The organism is Streptomyces sp. NPDC048370, assembly GCF_043200825.1.
Classification (GTDB): domain Bacteria; phylum Actinomycetota; class Actinomycetes; order Streptomycetales; family Streptomycetaceae; genus Streptomyces.
Genome location: NZ_JBICYI010000002.1, coordinates 775,419 through 791,228, shown reverse-complemented (window position 1 = coordinate 791,228; position 15,810 = coordinate 775,419). Strand labels below are relative to the sequence as shown.

General features: G+C 72.5%; 15 protein-coding genes. 6 read left to right on the top strand and 9 right to left on the bottom strand.

The window, feature by feature from the left end:
- The first annotated feature begins 58 nt into the window (after positions 1 to 58).
- Positions 59 to 778 carry a FadR/GntR family transcriptional regulator gene (locus ACGFYP_RS07170; protein ID WP_393487383.1) on the top strand — a complete coding sequence of 240 codons (720 nt, stop codon included), beginning with the start codon at positions 59 to 61 and terminating at the stop codon, positions 776 to 778.
- Positions 779 to 923: 145 nt separating this feature from the next.
- A complete protein-coding gene (locus ACGFYP_RS07165; protein ID WP_393487380.1) occupies positions 924 to 2,195 on the top strand; it encodes an alpha-L-fucosidase in 1,272 nt (423 codons plus the stop codon).
- Between the two features lie 15 nt (positions 2,196 to 2,210).
- Here the strand turns inward: ACGFYP_RS07165 and ACGFYP_RS07160 are convergent, their stop codons facing one another.
- From ACGFYP_RS07160 to ACGFYP_RS07125, 8 genes are all read right to left on the bottom strand, one after another.
- A complete protein-coding gene (locus ACGFYP_RS07160) occupies positions 2,211 to 3,008 on the bottom strand; it encodes a helix-turn-helix domain-containing protein (protein ID WP_393487377.1) in 798 nt (265 codons plus the stop codon).
- A 79-nt stretch (positions 3,009 to 3,087) separates the two neighbouring features.
- On the bottom strand, positions 3,088 to 3,651 hold the full coding sequence (locus tag ACGFYP_RS07155; RefSeq protein WP_393487373.1) for an ATP/GTP-binding protein: 564 nt from the start codon (positions 3,649 to 3,651) through the stop codon (positions 3,088 to 3,090).
- Positions 3,632 to 4,009: a DUF742 domain-containing protein gene (locus ACGFYP_RS07150; RefSeq protein WP_393487370.1), complete on the bottom strand. Its 378-nt coding sequence runs from the start codon at positions 4,007 to 4,009 to the stop codon at positions 3,632 to 3,634. The genes ACGFYP_RS07155 and ACGFYP_RS07150 overlap by 20 nt, the downstream gene beginning before the upstream one ends.
- Entirely contained in the window at positions 4,002 to 4,430 is a 429-nt protein-coding gene (locus ACGFYP_RS07145; RefSeq protein ID WP_393487367.1) for a roadblock/LC7 domain-containing protein, read from the bottom strand. The genes ACGFYP_RS07150 and ACGFYP_RS07145 overlap by 8 nt, the downstream gene beginning before the upstream one ends.
- On the bottom strand, positions 4,427 to 6,835 hold the full coding sequence (locus ACGFYP_RS07140) for a nitrate- and nitrite sensing domain-containing protein (RefSeq protein ID WP_393487363.1): 2,409 nt from the start codon (positions 6,833 to 6,835) through the stop codon (positions 4,427 to 4,429). Before ACGFYP_RS07140 ends, ACGFYP_RS07145 begins: the two co-directional genes overlap by 4 nt.
- Before the next feature lie 82 nt (positions 6,836 to 6,917).
- Complete coding sequence (locus ACGFYP_RS07135) at positions 6,918 to 7,754, bottom strand: MHYT domain-containing protein (protein ID WP_393487531.1); 837 nt, start codon at positions 7,752 to 7,754, stop codon at positions 6,918 to 6,920.
- A 472-nt stretch (positions 7,755 to 8,226) separates the two neighbouring features.
- On the bottom strand, positions 8,227 to 9,444 hold the full coding sequence (locus ACGFYP_RS07130) for an amino acid decarboxylase (RefSeq protein WP_393487361.1): 1,218 nt from the start codon (positions 9,442 to 9,444) through the stop codon (positions 8,227 to 8,229).
- A 238-nt stretch (positions 9,445 to 9,682) separates the two neighbouring features.
- Positions 9,683 to 10,342: a response regulator gene (locus ACGFYP_RS07125; protein WP_393487358.1), complete on the bottom strand. Its 660-nt coding sequence runs from the start codon at positions 10,340 to 10,342 to the stop codon at positions 9,683 to 9,685.
- 143 nt (positions 10,343 to 10,485) lie between these two features.
- Here ACGFYP_RS07125 and ACGFYP_RS07120 point away from each other — a divergent pair, with 143 nt between their 5' ends.
- Both ACGFYP_RS07120 and ACGFYP_RS07115 read left to right on the top strand, forming a co-directional pair.
- Positions 10,486 to 11,643 (top strand): sensor histidine kinase, encoded by a 1,158-nt coding sequence (locus ACGFYP_RS07120; protein ID WP_393487355.1) that lies wholly within the window; start codon positions 10,486 to 10,488, stop codon positions 11,641 to 11,643.
- The gene (locus ACGFYP_RS07115) at positions 11,640 to 12,296 is read left to right on the top strand and encodes a response regulator (protein WP_393487353.1); all 657 of its coding nucleotides are present in this window, start codon (positions 11,640 to 11,642) and stop codon (positions 12,294 to 12,296) included. The genes ACGFYP_RS07120 and ACGFYP_RS07115 overlap by 4 nt, the downstream gene beginning before the upstream one ends.
- On the opposite strand, the gene ACGFYP_RS07110 is transcribed toward ACGFYP_RS07115, so the two are convergent.
- On the bottom strand, positions 12,269 to 13,570 hold the full coding sequence (locus ACGFYP_RS07110; RefSeq protein WP_393487350.1) for a substrate-binding domain-containing protein: 1,302 nt from the start codon (positions 13,568 to 13,570) through the stop codon (positions 12,269 to 12,271). The genes ACGFYP_RS07115 and ACGFYP_RS07110 overlap by 28 nt on opposite strands.
- Positions 13,571 to 13,710: 140 nt before the next feature.
- Between ACGFYP_RS07110 and ACGFYP_RS07105 the strand changes: the two genes are divergently transcribed.
- Together ACGFYP_RS07105 and ACGFYP_RS07100 are read left to right on the top strand one after the other, a co-directional pair.
- Positions 13,711 to 14,982 (top strand): alpha-L-fucosidase, encoded by a 1,272-nt coding sequence (locus tag ACGFYP_RS07105; RefSeq protein WP_393487348.1) that lies wholly within the window; start codon positions 13,711 to 13,713, stop codon positions 14,980 to 14,982.
- A gap of 23 nt (positions 14,983 to 15,005) precedes the next feature.
- On the top strand, positions 15,006 to 15,779 hold the full coding sequence (locus ACGFYP_RS07100; protein WP_393487345.1) for a GntR family transcriptional regulator: 774 nt from the start codon (positions 15,006 to 15,008) through the stop codon (positions 15,777 to 15,779).
- Positions 15,780 to 15,810: the final 31 nt, after the last annotated feature.

Sequence of the window (15,810 nt, the reverse complement as noted above, 5' to 3'; positions counted from 1 at the left end):
GAAGTGGTCGGATCACTTTGCTGGCTAGACTGCCCGCACCTGACCAATGGAGGAAACGGTGGAGGAGCGCACCCCGCCCAAGGGGACCGTGACGCAGCGCGCGATCGAGGAGATCAAGGCGATGATCGCGGAGGGCCGGCTGCACCCCGGGGAGCGGTTGCCCACCGAGCGGGACCTGGCCGCACAGCTGGGCCTCTCCCGCAGCTCGATGCGGGAGGCGGTACGCGCCCTCACCGCCATGGGGGTGCTGGAGGCCCGGCACGGCTCCGGCATCTACGTGACCCGACTGGAGGCCGGCGACCTCCTGGAGACCTTCGGGGTGGTCGCCGACCTCTCGCGCGGCGAGCGGCTCGTGGAGCTGTTGGAGGTCCGCCGCGTCCTGGAGTCCACCGCCACCGCGCTCGCCGCCGCCCGGATCGACACCGACGGGCTGGCGGAGGTGGCGAAGCACCTGGAGGCGATGAACGGGACCGACGACCCGGAGCAGATCCTCGCCCACGACCTGGAGTTCCACCGGGTGGTCAACGCGGCCTCGGGCAACGAGACCATGGCGGCGATCCTGGAGGGGCTCTCCTCCCGCACCTTCCGGGCCCGTGTGTGGCGCGGCCATGTCGAGGAGGGCGCCCTCGACCGCACCCGCCGCGAGCACGCCCGGATCCATCGCGCCCTGCTCGCCCGCGACCCTGAGGCGGCGCGGGCAGCCGCCGCCGCGCATGTCGGTGAGGTCGAGGAGTGGCTGAGGACCCAGCTCGACACCGGGGGCGACGCGGCGGGGTGACACGGAGCGCGGCGGGCCCTGCGACTCCTCGCTGGTGAAAACGGACCAGTGATGGTGAGTCTGGCCCACGCGCCCCACCCACGGCCCGGCATAGCGTGGCGGCGCGGCGGACCCCCCGCCCGCTCTGCACCGAGGAACTGATCCCATGCCGATGCAACCCTGGTTCTCCGATGCCAAGTTCGGCATCTTCCTCCACTACGGCATCTACGCCGTCGACGGCGTCCCCGAGTCCTGGTCCTTCTACAGCCGGCAGGTGTCGCGCGAGCAGTACATGCGCCAACTGGACCGCTTCACGGCATCGGCGTACGACCCCCGCGCCTGGGCCGAGCTGTTCGCGCGAGTGGGTGCCCGGTACGCCGTGCTCACCGCGCGCCACCACGACGGCGTGGCGCTGTGGGACACCCAGCAGGGCGACCTGAACGTCGTGAAGCACAGCCCGGCCGGCCGCGACCTCGTGGCCGGCTACGCCGACGCGCTGCGCGAGCACGGGCTCAAGGTCGGCCTGTACTACTCGCACTCGGACTGGAGCCACCCCGACTACGCGAGCGTCGTCCACCCCCAACCGCCCAACGAGGACGTGGCCACCCATCCCCTCGTCACCCCCGAGGACGGGGCGGAGGACCCGGCGGCCTGGGCCCGGTTCGTCGCCTACCGCGACGCCCAGGTCGGCGAGCTCGTCGCGCGGTTCCGTCCCGACCTCCTGTGGTTCGACGGCGAGTGGGAGCGCAGCGAGGAGCAGTGGGGGATGCGGGAGCTCTCCGAGCAGATCCTCGCCGGCAACCCCGACACCGTCCTCAACGCGCGGATGCTGACCTACGGCGACTACGCCACCCCCGAGCAGGGCGTGCCGCTGCTGCCGCCGGACGGCCCCTGGGAACTCTGCCTGACCGTCAACGACTCCTGGGGCTTCCAGCACCGGGACCACAACCAGAAGTCCGTGCGCCAACTGGTGCGCTACTTCGCCGAGACGATCGGCATGGGCGGCAATCTGCTGCTGGCCGTCGGCCCCCGCGAGGACGGCACGATCCCGGCCGAGCAGGTCGAGCGTCTCGAAGGGCTCGGCGACTGGATCGGCAAGCACTCCGAGGCCGTGTTCGGTACGGTCGCCGGGCTCCCCGCCGGGCACCACTACGGCCCCAGCACGCTCTCCGCCGACCGCCGCACCCTCTACCTCGTGTGCTTCGACGCCCCGCGCGAGTCCGTCTCGCTCCGGGGGCTGCGGACACCGGTCAAGCGCGTGAGCGTTCTCGGCACCGGCACCGAACTCGGGCACCGGACCGTCGGCGGCCTGGGTGAGGTGCCCGGCGTGCTGTGGATCGACGCGCCGGACGGTGCGGACATCGACGAGCAGGCGACCGTCCTCGCCGTCGAACTCGACGGCGAGCTCGACCTCTACCGGGGCACCGGCCGGAACTGACCCCGCGGCGGGGACTCAGCCGCCGGCGCGAACCGCTCGCGGAGACGCGCCCAGTTCGCGCCGGCACGCCTTGTTGAAGGCCTGCAGGTCCTCGACGCCGACGGCCGCCGCGACAGCGGGGATCGACAGCGTCGACTCACGCAGCAGATGGCGGGCCCGCTCCATCCTCCGGCGCCGGATGTACGCCACCACGGTGACCCCGGTCTCCGCGCGGAAGAGCCGCAGGAGATGGTTGTGCGACACTCCCGCCGCCCGCGCCACATCGGGCACCGCCAACTGCCCGGCGAGATGCGACTCGATGTACGCGACGGCGGCGGCGAACGAGGCGTGCGGCCGGCTCTCGCGCCCGGCCGGCTCCGCGAGTTCGGCAAGGCGCCACAGCGCCGACCACACCTCTGCCTCCGCCTGACGGGGACTGCGCGGGGCGGCCGCGATCGCCCTCAGGAGCAGCTCCGACACGGCTGGCGTCAGCGCCCCGACGTCCTGCACCACGGGGAGCGTGACCGACGGGCCCGTACCGGGCAGCCGCAGATGGACGTAGAGATGCTCGGACCGTCCGCGGTAGCGATACCGCACCTCCGCGCCGGGCGGTACGAGACTCACGCGGCCGGGCCGGATCACATGGACCGCGCCGTCGACGAGGAGTTCCGCCGTGTACCGGTAGAGGTGCAGCTGCCACAGGTCGGGGAGCCGGAACACATCGACAGGGCCCGTCGTCCCGTGCACCCCGACGCCGAGGCTCAGCACCCGGGGCGGCTCGTCGAGCGGCACCGTGACGGAGCGCCCCGGATCGATCCAGTAACTGTCAGTCACGTAAAAAATCTACCAGTGGAGTTGAGTGCGGGACGACCGGCGCCGACTCCGGTCGTCCCGCACGTTCGAGGGGGACGGGTCAGATCAGGTTGCCGGCGTGTTCGACCAGAGTGATCAGGACCTCCTTGCCCGACGCGCGCGAGCGCGCGTCGCACAGCACCACCGGCGTCCCCGCGTCGAGATCGAGCGCGGTCGCCACATCCTGGGCGCTGTAGTCACGCGAGCCGTCGAAGCAGTTGACGGCCACGACGAACGGCAGGCGCCGACGCTCGAAGTAGTCGATCGCGGGGAAGGAGTCCACGAGGCGACGGGTGTCCGCGAGCACCACCGCGCCGAGTGCCCCCTGGGAGAGTTCGTCCCACAGGAACCAGAAGCGGTTCTGGCCGGGGGTGCCGAAGAGGTAGAGCGCCAGATCGTCACCGACCGTGATGCGGCCGAAGTCCAGGGCGACCGTGGTCGTGCGCTTCTCGGCGACGCCTTCGAGGCTGTCGGTCGGGCGGCCCGCCTCGGTCAGGATCTCCTCGGTGTTCAGCGGCCGGATCTCGCTGACCGCCCCGATCAGGGTGGTCTTGCCGACGCCGAAGCCACCGGCCACGAGGATCTTCAGAGCGAGGAAGGGGGCGTCAGAGGGCTCGGAGTCCATCGATCACTCTCTTGAGGATGCGCGGGTCGGGGAGTTGAGCGGCGGGTACGGGAGGGCTGACCCGGACGAGACCGGCCTCCAGCAGGTTGCCCAGGAGCACCCGTACGACGGCGAGCGGCAGGCCCGCGTCGGAGGCGATGTCGGCCACGGGCCGGGGGCGCGGTGTGCAGAGTCGGTGGATCTCCGACTCCTCCGGCGAGAGCACCGGACCTCGTTCGGGGCGCGGGCTGCCGTGGACGACGGTCATCAGGTCGAACGTCTCGCCGCCGCCGGCCCGTGCACGGCCCGAGGTCATCGCGTAGAGACGCACCAGCGGGCCCGCCTCGTCGTCGTACCAGCGCCGACCCTGATCAGTCATCGAGGAGCGGCGTCGCACCCGCGTCGCCGCGTGCCGGAGCACCGAGGTGGGCGCCGACGCGCTTCACCAGCCGGGCCATCTCGTACGCCACGAGGCCCACATCGGCGCTCGCGTCGCTGAACACGGCGAGACAGGAACCGTCGCCCGCCGTGACGACGAAGAGGAAGCCGTCCTCGAGCTCGACGAGCGTCTGGATCACCTGGCCGGCCCCGAAGTGGCGACCGGTTCCCTTGGCGAGGCTGTGGAACCCGGAGGCGATGGCGGCGAAGCGCTCACCGTCGTCCCTGGTCAGCGCCTCCGAGGTGCCGACGGGCAGGCCGTCGCCCGAGAGGACGACCGCGTGACGGATCGCGGGCACGTGTCTGACCAGTTCCTCCAGCAGCCAGTCGAGGTCACCGGATCGGTAGGGGGTGCCGGTCATCGGCTGTCTCCTTCACGTTCTGGGGTGTTCCCGGCGTTCCCGCGGGCCCAGCCCGCGCGGAACGCCGTCATGGCGGCCCGGGCCTGCTCGGGGGAGCGGCGAGGCCCATCCGCCACGGGCGGAGGCGCGTACGGCTCCTCCCTGGCGGATTCCGGCTGTCGTACGCGTCGCGGCAGCTCGGCCTTTCCGTCGGGCGCGGGGGCACCCGGAGGCGGAGGCGGAGGTGCAACGGTCAACGCCGGTGCCGTGGGCGGGGCCATGGTCGGGGGCGGGGTCGGGGTGGGCCGTGGCGCGATCTCCGCCACGGGGGCTACGGCTTCTCGTGCAACGGGGACGGGGTGTTCCGGCTGCCGGCGGCGGGCGATCGGCTCGGCGGGCTCCGGAGTGCGAGCCCGGTGCCGGCCACCCTGCCTGGCCGGCTGGACCGCCGGCTGCCGCGCGGTGCGACGGCGGGGCCGGCCGTTGCCGTCCCCGGCCGGATCCGGCTGCGTCGACGCCTCGCCGAGCAGGGCCGTCGGCAGCAGGATCACCGCGGCGACACCGCCGTACACCGAAGGCCGCAGCGCGACACGTACATCCAGCCGGTGGGCCAGTCGGTTCACCACGAACAGACCCAGCTGCCCGCTGTCGAGCAGGTCGATCCGGCCCGTGTCCTCGATCCGGCTGTTGGCCTCGGCGAAGCCTTCGGGGCTCATCCCGAGGCCGCGGTCCTCGATCTCCAGGGCGACCCCGGATCCCACCTGCTCGCCGCGGAACCGCACCTTGGTGCGGGGCGGCGAGAAGGCCGTGGCGTTCTCGACGAGTTCGGCCAGGAGATGGATGAGGTCGGCGACCGCGGCGCCGTGCAGGCGCACGTCCGGGACGTCGGTGACCTCCACCCGGCCGAAGTCCTCGACCTCCGCGACGGCGGACCTGACCACGTCCATGAGCGGTACGGGCTGCCGCCAGCCACGCCCCGGCGCCGCGCCGGAGAGGATGATCAGACTCTCGGAGTGCCTGCGCATACGGGTGGTGAGGTGATCCAGGCGGAACAGGTCCTCCAGCTCCACCGGGTCCTCGTTGCGGCGCTCCATGGTGTCGAGGAGCGCGAGCTGACGGTGCAGGAGCGCCTGACTGCGGCGCGCCAGGTTCACGTACACGCCGGAGATCCCGTGGAGGACCTGGGCGCGCTCCGCCGCCGACGTGACGGCGGCGCGGTGCACGGCGACGAGCGCGGCACCGACCTGCCCGACCTCGTCGTCCCGGTGCGCGCGCAGCGGAACCAGGACATCGAGGTCCACGGTCTGCCCGTCGTGCAACTTTCGGATGGTGTCCGGAAGTTCACGTCCGGCGAGGGTGAGGGCGGAGTTGCGCAGCTCCGTCAGCTCACGCACGAGGCCCCGGCCGATCCGCACGGAGATGACCAGCGAGAGCAGCACGCCGAGCAGTCCGAGCACCACGGCGACGCCCGAGCCGCCGAGGGCGGCGAAGGACAGGGGGTCGGCGTCGTCGATCGCGGCCGTGCTCGCCTTCGTCTGCGCGGCGCCGAGCTCGTGGAGCACCGCGTCGGCGGAAGCGTTCCACGTGGCCGACGCTGCGGACGCGGCCACGGATCCGGCTGCCGACGTGCTGCCCGCGGCTCGCATCCGATCCTCGGTGGTACGCAGCGCACGCATCGCGTCGCCCGCGAGGACGGTCCGGTACGCGGCGGCATCGGCCGGCCGCAGATCATCCACGGCCGCCAGGAGACGGCGCTGGGTGTGGGCCGAGCCGACGAATTCCTGGTACTGCTCACGGGTGATACGGCCCGCGGCCTGAGCGGCGCCCATCAGGGCGTCCTCACGCGCGACCATCTCCCGGGCCCGGGCCAGTTCCAGGACGACCCGGGCGGAGGAGGCGTGCTCCGGGTCGTGCAGGGAGGCCAGGGACCCCTGCAGGGCGAAGGCGTGACCGATCACGTCCCCGTAGGCGTCGTAGACGTTCTTCCAGGCCGCGTCACCGGAGCCGCGGGTCTCCTCGCGGAGCGTGCCCAGGCCGTCGAGGCCCGCCAGGAGCCGGTCGACGCGGCCCGAGAAGTCGGCGCCGACCGCCTGGACGTCCAGCGTGCTCGCCCGGGCGCCGCGGCGGATGGCCTCGGCGTCGGCGTCGGTGTCCCTCTCACGGACGTCCTGGGACTCGGCCCGCTCCGTGGTCGGGGCGGCGAGCTGGCGGAGGGCTCCGGCGCGTTCCGCCTGGAGGGAGGCGACCAGGGCGTCGATCGGCTTCAGCAGGGTGGAGTTGGCCTCCTGGACGCGGCTCAGCTCGGAGACTCCGCGCGCGGTGGTGACGGTCGCGTACGCCCACAGCGCCATCAGGGACACGGCGGGGACCATCAGGAGGCAGACAATCTTCGCCCGGATCGAGCGTGGCACCAGACGTGCGCTCATCGGTTCCTCGAACAGTCAGGGGCAGGAGTGGGGGACAGGGGTGCGGGGCGCTCGGCGTTCGGCGGGCCGGAGCGCTCGGCGTTCAGGCGACCGGAGTCGAGGCCGGAGCCGAGGTCGGAGTCGAGACCGGACCCGAGGCCGGGGCATCGGTCGGGTGGAGCGGGGCGGCGGCGGCCGCCTCCGCGGCCTCCGCGCTCTCCTTCGCGGTGGGTGACAGCGCGACGAAGGCGGACGCCAGGAAGAGGAACGACCCGAGAACGACGGTGAGGGGGAAGACGAACTCCATCGCCGTGACGCCGTCGAGGACCACGCGGCCCGGGGCGAGCTCGATCTGCACGGCGGCCATGCCCGTGTAGTGCATGCTGCTCACCGCGACGCCCATCACCAGCGAGGCGATCGCCGCGCCCGCCGTGCCCCGCACCGTAAGTGCCGCCCAGAGCGCGGCGGTTGCCGCGACGACGGCGATGACGAGGGAGAGGACGACCATGGGCGTCTCGTAGCGGACGGTGCCGTTCAGCCGCAGCGCCGCCATCCCGAGGTAGTGCATGGCGCCGACGCCGAGTCCCGTGCCGAGGCCGCCGAGGAGCAGGGACCGCCACCGGGAGCGGCCGTAGCCGACGGTGAAGACCCCCGCGCCGACGACGGCCATCGCGACCACGAGGCTGAGAAGGGTGAGCGGGACGTCGTAGCGGATCGCGGATCCGGAGACGCCGAAGCCCAGCATGGCGACGAAATGCATGGTCCAGATACCCGAGGCGATGGCGACGGACGCCGTCACCAGCCAATTGCGCCGCGAACGGCCTTCGGCCGCAAGCGCCCTGACGGTGCAGCGCAGCCCCAGTGCGGATCCGACACAGGCCATCGCATAGGCAAGGACCGGGGAAAGCCAGCCGGCGCCGAAGTGGTGCAGATGCGCCACAGTCCCTCCGTTCACGTTTCTACGGTTCAACTTCGCGGCGACGGACGCTAGCACTCAGCCCGCCGGAGGAAATTCCGCGAAAATTGTCGGGACCGTGAGTCCGTTCGGAGACGTGCACGCCGTGCTGCCCTACCTGCGAGTTCAGTGATCGTCTATGCGCGTCATCCGGACAGTTCCGTGCCCTGGAACACGCTCGATCGGATCGTCGCGTGATGCGGATCACCAGAATTCCCGGCGGCTTTTCGCGGAGGGGGACCACGGGCTCTTGACGGAATGGCTCGACGTGGAAAAGAAGCACCGCACGGAGTCCGGTTGACGGGGGATTCGGCTCTCCGTGCGGTGCGGGGCGACGCCGCGAGCCGGGGTGATGTGGGGGATACATCGCTCCGTGCGGCGTCTCTTCAATTCTGTGCGGCACACGGATACTTCCGCGCTGTCCTTGGTGGAGGGCCGCCCTGACGAAAGTCACGGGTCACCACGGATCGACGAACTCCTCGACCACCCGCAGACTCTGCCCGCCCGCGTCGGCCGCACCGTCGATCCGGCCGCCCGCCGACCGGGCCACCGTCGTGAGGAACGCCACCGACTCGGCCGTGACGACCTCACCCGGCAGCAGAACCGGGACGCCGGGCGGATACGCCGTGACCGTCGCGGCGGAGACCATGCCGACGGCGGCGGCCGAGGGCACCACCCGGTCACTGCCGAAGAAGGTTTCGCGGACCGTGAGCCTGCCCGGTCCCGGCTCCGGGAGGCTGAGCCTGAGGGGTTCGGTGAGGTCGGCGTGGAGGGCCGGCAAGGCGTGGAGCTCGGCGAGGAACCGCTCGGCGTCCGGCTCGACTTCGGTACCGAGCACCACGGCGACGACCGTCTCCGTGGCCGCCTCGACGGTGACGCCGTGGCCGGCTTCCGCGAGTCCGCGGAGCGCCTCGTGGCCGGAGATGCCGCCGTGACGGGTGTTGATGGCGATGCGCAGCGGTTCCGCCGCGGCGACGCCGTCCATGTCGGCGAAGCCCTCGTCGACAAGAGTGAAACGGCCCTCCTTCCGGACGGCAGCGCGGATCGAAACGGCCGCCTCCAGCGAGTCGAGGACGTGGTCCCAGCTCCGCGGGGGCTGTTCGGCGGGCGGCACCTCCCCGCTCGCCCGGCCGGCGAGGTCCACCGCGCGATCGATGAGCGGCCGCAGCAGCTCGGCGTGCGGCCCGTCTCCCAGGCGGAGTACGGGAGTGGGGCCGCGTACGACGGTCAGGTCCGCGCCCTGCGCGAGCGCGTCGGGCAGCACCTTCGGATGCCCGCCGAAGAGCGGTGAGCGCCAGGTCTCGTCGACGATCAGGGGAATTCCGGCGGCATGGGCGGCGTCGGCCAGCGCGCGCACGTCCGCCACGGCTCCGTACCGGGTGGGGGAGACGACATGGGCCGCGGCCGCGTCGGCGCGCTCCTCCGCCGCGTCGGCCAGGTCCTCGACCCGGACGCAGTGCGCGATGCCGTGGACGAGGTCCACCGACGGCCGAAGGAAGACCGCGTCGAGACCGGAGAGGACGAGGCCGTCGAGAACCGAGGCGGGGGCGTCGCGCTGGACGATCACGCTCCGGCCGAGGGCGGGCACGACCAGGGCGGTGATGAAGTGTTCCAACGGGCTGCCGTGGGCCAGCACCCAGGTCTCGCGTGCGGCCCGGACGTGAAGAGGGGACATGTCTGCCGTACTTCTCCCCACCGACTTCCGGCTTCCGGCTTCTTCCGGCTTCCGGTTCCGGCTTCTGCGCACGGTCTACGCGTGCGCGGCCGGCGCGCCGTGAACGGTCGACGCCGCGCGGCAAGGTGGGGGGTGCGTCTCCGCACGGCATCCGTTCCATCGTCACCGGCGGGCGGCGGGCCGTGGCCTGTCGAAGGTCGGGCCCGGCCCCCGACCTTCGACAGGTCGGCCTCGACCGCTACGGCTCGTCGGCGGACAGGCCCGACCGGTAGGCGATCCGGGCGGCCTCGACCCGGTTCGACACCCCGAGCCGGGCCATCAGCTGGGTCACATGGGACTTCACCGTGCCCTCGGTCATCCCCAGCTCGGCGCCGATGCCCGCGTTGGACAGGCCACGACCGAGCAGGCGCAGGACCTCCACCTGGCGGTCGGTCAGCGCGGCGATGCGCGGGTCCTCCTCGGCGGGCGCCCCGCCCGCGTCCCGGGTGGTGAGCTCGATGACATGGCCGGTGACGGCGGGGGCGAACACCGCGTGGCCCGCGGCGACGTCCCGCAGAGCGTCGAGCAGTTCGGCCGGCGGGGTGTCCTTGACCAGGAACCCGACCGCACCGGCCGCCAGGGCCCGCGCCACGTAATCGTCCCGGCCGAAGGCGGAGAGGACGAGGACGGCGGGCGCCGAGGGCAGCTCCCGCAGCAGCCGCGTGGCGGCGATGCCGTCGATCCCCGGCATCTGGACGTCCATGACCACGATGTCGGGCAGCAGACCGCGCGCCCGGTCCACCGCGGAGTGTCCGTCCCAGGCCTCGGCGACCACCCGCACGTCAGGGCTGGAGTCGATGATCGTCCGCAGGCCGTCGCGGACCGCCGGATCGTCGTCCACGATCAGTACCGTGATCATGACCTGCACCTCATCCCTCCATGCTCGCCCAGCTCATGGCCGCGGGCGACGGGACGGCCCCCGGCCATGACACCGACTCGGACGGGTGAGCACGGCCGGTGCTCACCGAGCCCCGGCGGCCCGAGCTGAACTACCGTGACACCATGCCCGCGCCGACGCACTCCCGGTGGCCACCGCGGCGCGTGGATGCCCTGGTCACCCTGGTGGTCGTCGCTCTGGGTATCGGCGATTCCTGGGTGAAGCCGTCCAGCGGCCTGCTGACCGGACTGCCCACGCCGGTGATCGCCGCCTGCGCCGCGGCCGTCGGCGTCACCCTCTGGTGGCGCAGGCGCCGGCCCCATCTCGTGGCCGCCTTCGTGATCGTCATGCACGTGGTCTCCTTCACCCCGGTGGCACTGGCCGCCGCGATGTACACCGTCGGCAGCCTCGACCGGCGGGTGAGGGTGCTCATCGCCTACGGCGTGGTCGGCTTCGCCGCCGGTATCGCCGGGCTGCGCGGCGGGCTGCCGGACGCCGGCGTGCGGGAGGCCGGCTACTCGCTCGCCGCCATCGTCGGCCCGCTTGCCGTCGGCTACGCGGTCGGCGTACGGCGCGACCTGACGGCGGCGGTCCAGGCCCGGGTCGCCGACCTGGAGCGCGAGAACGTGCTCCTGGACGAACGGGCCCGTGCCGAGGAGCGGGCGGAGATCGCCCGGGAGATGCACGACGTGGTGGGCCACCGAGTGAGCAACATGGTGCTGGCCGCCGGAGCTCTGGAGGTCGGCCCTGCCGCCGACCGGCCCGAGACCGTCCGTACCGCCGAACTCATCAGGTCCGACGGACGCCAGGCACTGGAAGAGCTCCGCGAGATCCTCGGCGTCCTCTCACTGGCCCGCGCGGCCGCGAGCGAGACGCACGCGGCGTCCGAACCGGAGGCGGCCCAGCTGTCCGACCTGGTGACCCACGCGCGCGAGCGCGGACAACAGGTGGAGCTGCGGGTGAACGGCCATCCCGAGACGCTGCCGCTCCCGGTGCAGCGCGCCTTGCACCGGATCGTGCGGGAGTCGCTCACCAACGCCGCGAAACACGCTCCGGGCGCCGCCGTCCGGGTGGAGGTGGACTGCCGCGCCGACGGCGTCCGTCTCGACGTCGTCAACACGGCTCCGACGCGCCCCCCGTCGGCCGATCTGCCCAGCGGAGGGCACGGGGTCGTGGGTCTGACCGAGCGCGTGACGTTGCTGGGCGGGACACTCACAGCGGGGCCGCACGACGGCGGCTTCCTCGTCTCGGCCGTCATCCCCCACCGCCGAGGAGCGCCATGACCATCCGCGTCCTGCTCGCCGACGACAACGAGATCACCCGCCGTGGGCTGCTGTGGATCATCGACGCCAGCGAGGACATCGAGGTGTGCGGCGAAGCGGCCGACGGCGAGGAAGTCGTCTCCAGGACCGCGGAGACCCGGCCCGACGTGGTCCTCCTCGACATCCGCATGCCGAAGGCCGACGGTCTCGCGGCCCTTGAGCGGCTCGTCGCCCTGCCCGAGCCGCCGCGGGTGCTGATGCTCACCTCCTTCCACGAGGACGAGCAGGTACGGACCGCCCTGCGGGCCGGGGCGGCCGGCTTCCTGCTCAAGGACACTCCGCCCGAGGAGCTCCTGCGCGCGATCCGTGACGTCCACGGCGGCCGGTCCGCCCTCGGCCCGCCGGTCGCCAAGCGACTCGTCGACGGTCTCGCCCGCAGCACGCCGTCGATCGGTCCCGAGGACCAGGAGCGGATCGACGCGCTCACCGCGCGCGAACTCGACGTCCTGAGGCTCCTCTCCCGAGGGCTGACCAACAGCGACATCGCCACCGAGCTCGGCACCACGGAGGGAACGGTCAAGGGGTACGTCAGTGCCGTCCTGGCCAAACTGGGTGCGGAGAGCCGGGTCCAGGCGGCGCGCCTCGCCTACCGCGCGGGGCTCGACACGCCCTGAGAGAAAGCCTGAGCCGCGTCCGCAGCCGCGTCCGTGGCCACGTCCTGAGCCGCGGCCGCGCCGCACGAGGCGCGGACCCGCAGCTCCGGCAGCAGATCGACGTGCCGGCGGGCGCCCGCCGTCGTCCCCGCGGCGCGTTCGCGTACCCGCTGAAGGAGCAGCTCGGCGGCGGTCGCCCCGATCTCGTACTTGGGCGGTGCCACCGCTGTGAGGGGAAGGTCGGAGAGCGCCGCCACATCGTCGTCGTACGCGACGAGGGCGAGGTCCTCCGGGACCCCGATCCGTGCGGCGCGGGCACGCAGGCTCTGCAGCAGCAGGATCGCGTCGATGTCGCTGAGGACGAGCGCGGCGGTGACGCCGTCCTTCTCGACCAGGGCCGCCAGCTGTTCGGCAGCGGCGTCGAGCCTCGCGGTGTCGATGTCCCCGCCGTAGAGCGCGATCGGTTCGATCGGAGGCCCGGACACCCCACAGGTGCGCAGCGCCGTCTCGTACCCGCGCCTCACCTGCACCGCGGTCGGGCTCTCCCCGGCGATCAGGACGATCTTCCGGTGCCCGAGGTCGACCAGGTGGCGCACGGCAAGGCCCGCGCCTCCGGCGTGATCGGTGCAGACATGGTCGAGCCCGGCGACGCGGGTGCCCACCTCGCCGCGGCGCTCGACGAGAACCGCGGGCACCGCGAAGTCCGCGTCCGCACCGGTGGCCGCGCCCGTACCTCCGGCCGTGTCCGTACCTCCGGCCTCCTCCGTACCTCCGGCCTCCTCCGTACCCCCCGCCGCACCGGCCCCCGATGCGTCACCCGCCCCGCCGGTGCCGCTGGGCCAGCTGGGTGTCAGGAGCAGCCCGTGGACGCCGGCCTCCAGCATGCGGTCCACCTGCGCCGCGTCCTGGTCGGGCCGGTAGCCGGAGTACCCGAGGATGAGCCGCCCGCCGGCCGCGGCGACGGCCTCCCGGGCGCCCCGGATGATCTCTCCGAAGTAGTGCTGGGACTGCGGGACGACCATGCCGATCACCGGGGCCTCGGGCTCCGGTGCGGCCGGGCCGCGCGTCTCGGGGATCGGCTGCGGCGGGCGCCCCTGCGGGGCGGGCGTCCCGGGCCAGTGGACCGCCCCGCGCACCCGGTCCAGCCGTCCGCTCGCCGCCAGTGTCTCGACGTCCCTGCGCGCGGTGACCGCGGAGATCCCGAGGTGATGGGCGAGGTCGGCGAGGCGCAGGCTGCCGTGCTCCCGCACCAGCTCCACGATCCGCTCGTGGCGTTCGTCCACCGTGTATCGCACACCGTCTCCCCGTGATCCGCACCGCCCTGCGCTCCGCTCCGCGCGGTCACCCACCCTACTTCTTCCGATCAAACGGTGCGTTTTCGTACTTTCGATCAACCGATCTTGACGATCGAAAGAGCGATCAATATGGTCGCGCCATGACCATGCAGCGCTGGTTCACCGAGGCCAAGCTCGGAATCTTCGTCCACTGGGGGATCTACGCCGTCGACGGAGTGCCCGAGTCCTGGTCCTTCTACGGCGGAGACCTGACGCGCGAGGCGTACATGCGGCAGCTCGACGGCTTCACCGCCGCGCGCTACCGCCCCGACGACTGGGCGCGACTCTTCGCACGGGCCGGCGCCCGCTACGCCGTGCTCACCACCAAGCACCACGACGGCGTGGCCCTGTGGGACACCCGGTGCACGGACCTCTCCGTCGCCGGCCGCACTCCGGCCGCCCTCGACCTGGTCGGCCCGTTCGCCGAAGCGCTGCGCCGGCACGACCTGCGGGTCGGCCTCTACTACTCGCACTCCGACTGGAGCCACCCCGACTACCCGACCGTCCGGCCGTCGTCCCTGCACCGCCCCTGGGCCGACAACCGCTTCGCGATGCCCGCCCCCGGTGAGGAGGACCCCGAACGCTGGGAGCGCTACCTCCGGAACGTGCACCGCGGCCAGATCAGGGAACTGCTCTCCCGCTACCGGCCCGACCTCCTCTGGTTCGACGGCGCATGGGAGCGCGACGAGAGCCAGTGGCGGATGGGCGAGCTGCGCGAGGAGATCCTCCGGCAGCGGCCCCTGACGGTCCTCAACGGCCGCATGCTCGGCCACGGCGACTACGCGACGCCCGAACTCGGCGTGCCCATCACCCCGCCCGAGGGCCCCTGGGAGCTCTGCTACACGATCGGCGACGCGTGGGGGTACCAGCCGCAGGACACCCACCACAAATCCGTACGCGAACTGGTCCGCGTCTTCGCCGAGACGATCGGTCACGGGGGCAACCTGCTCCTCAACACCGGGCCCCGCGCCGACGGCACGATCGTCGAGGAGCACGCCCAGCGGCTCGAAGGCCTGGGCGGGTGGATCCGCGACAACCAGGAGGCGGTGTACGAGACGGAGCGCGGCGTGCCGTACGGCCACCACTACGGCCCGTCGATGCTCTCCAAGGACCGGCGCACGCTCTTCCTCGTCTGCTTCGACACGCCCCGCGAGTTCATCGAGCTGCGCGGTCTGAAGAACAAGGTGCGCAAGGTCTCCGTGCTCGGCAGCGGGGCGGAGGTCGCGCACCGCGTCGTCGGCGGCTTCCCCTCCGGGGGAGTGCCCGGCGTCCTCCGCGTCGCCGCGCCGACCCTCCACGACCCGTACGCCACCGTCCTCGCCCTGGAACTGGACGGCGAGATCGATCTCTACCGCGGCCACGGCGTCGGGTGACCCCGCTCGACGAGAGGAAGACCGTGTCCCGAGCGGCGACCGGCGCCGATCCGCTGTACCTCCGCGTGGCCGAGCAGATCATGGCGGACGCCCGCAGCATCGGAAGCGGCCCGTCCGGACCTCGCAGGATCCCCAGCGAACGCGTGCTCTCCGCCTCGCTCGGCGTGAACCGGCAGACGGTGCGCCGCGCCCTGGAACATCTCCGCACGCGCGGACTGATCCGCACCGAAAGAAGCGGCACCTACCTCCACACCGCCGACGACACCACCGACGACCCCTTAGGGCAGCCGGCCGTGGGAACCGCCCCGCGGCCGCTCTTCCCCGGGGGAGCCGACTTCAGGATGCTGACGGTCCGCACCGGCGCCACGCTCTCCTACGAACCCGTACCACCGCCCATCGAGGCGCTCCTCGGCCTCGACCCGGACGCGCCCACGCTCGTCCACCGGCATCGGATCGCGCTCGGCTCGGGGAAGGTCGTCCAACAGGCCGTCTCGTACTTCTCCCCCACCGCGATCGCCCTCGTGCCCCGGCTGAGCCGACGCGTGCGCCGCATCCGCCACGTGCCCCGCGACACCCGGCCCGATCTGCGCCACCTCTACGTATGGATGGCCGAGGCGGGCCTCCGACCCGTACGGCGGGACCGTGTGCGGGTGGACCCGGCCCACTCCGACGACCTGTGGCTGCACGTGCGCCAGCTGGTCCACGACCAGCACAAGCGGCTGCTGGAGGTCTCGGACTTCCGGATCGACCCCCGGCGCGGCGAGCTCGGCTACGAGTTCACCCTGCCCGCACTTTAGTCAGGGACGACAACCGACGATCGGCACCTGA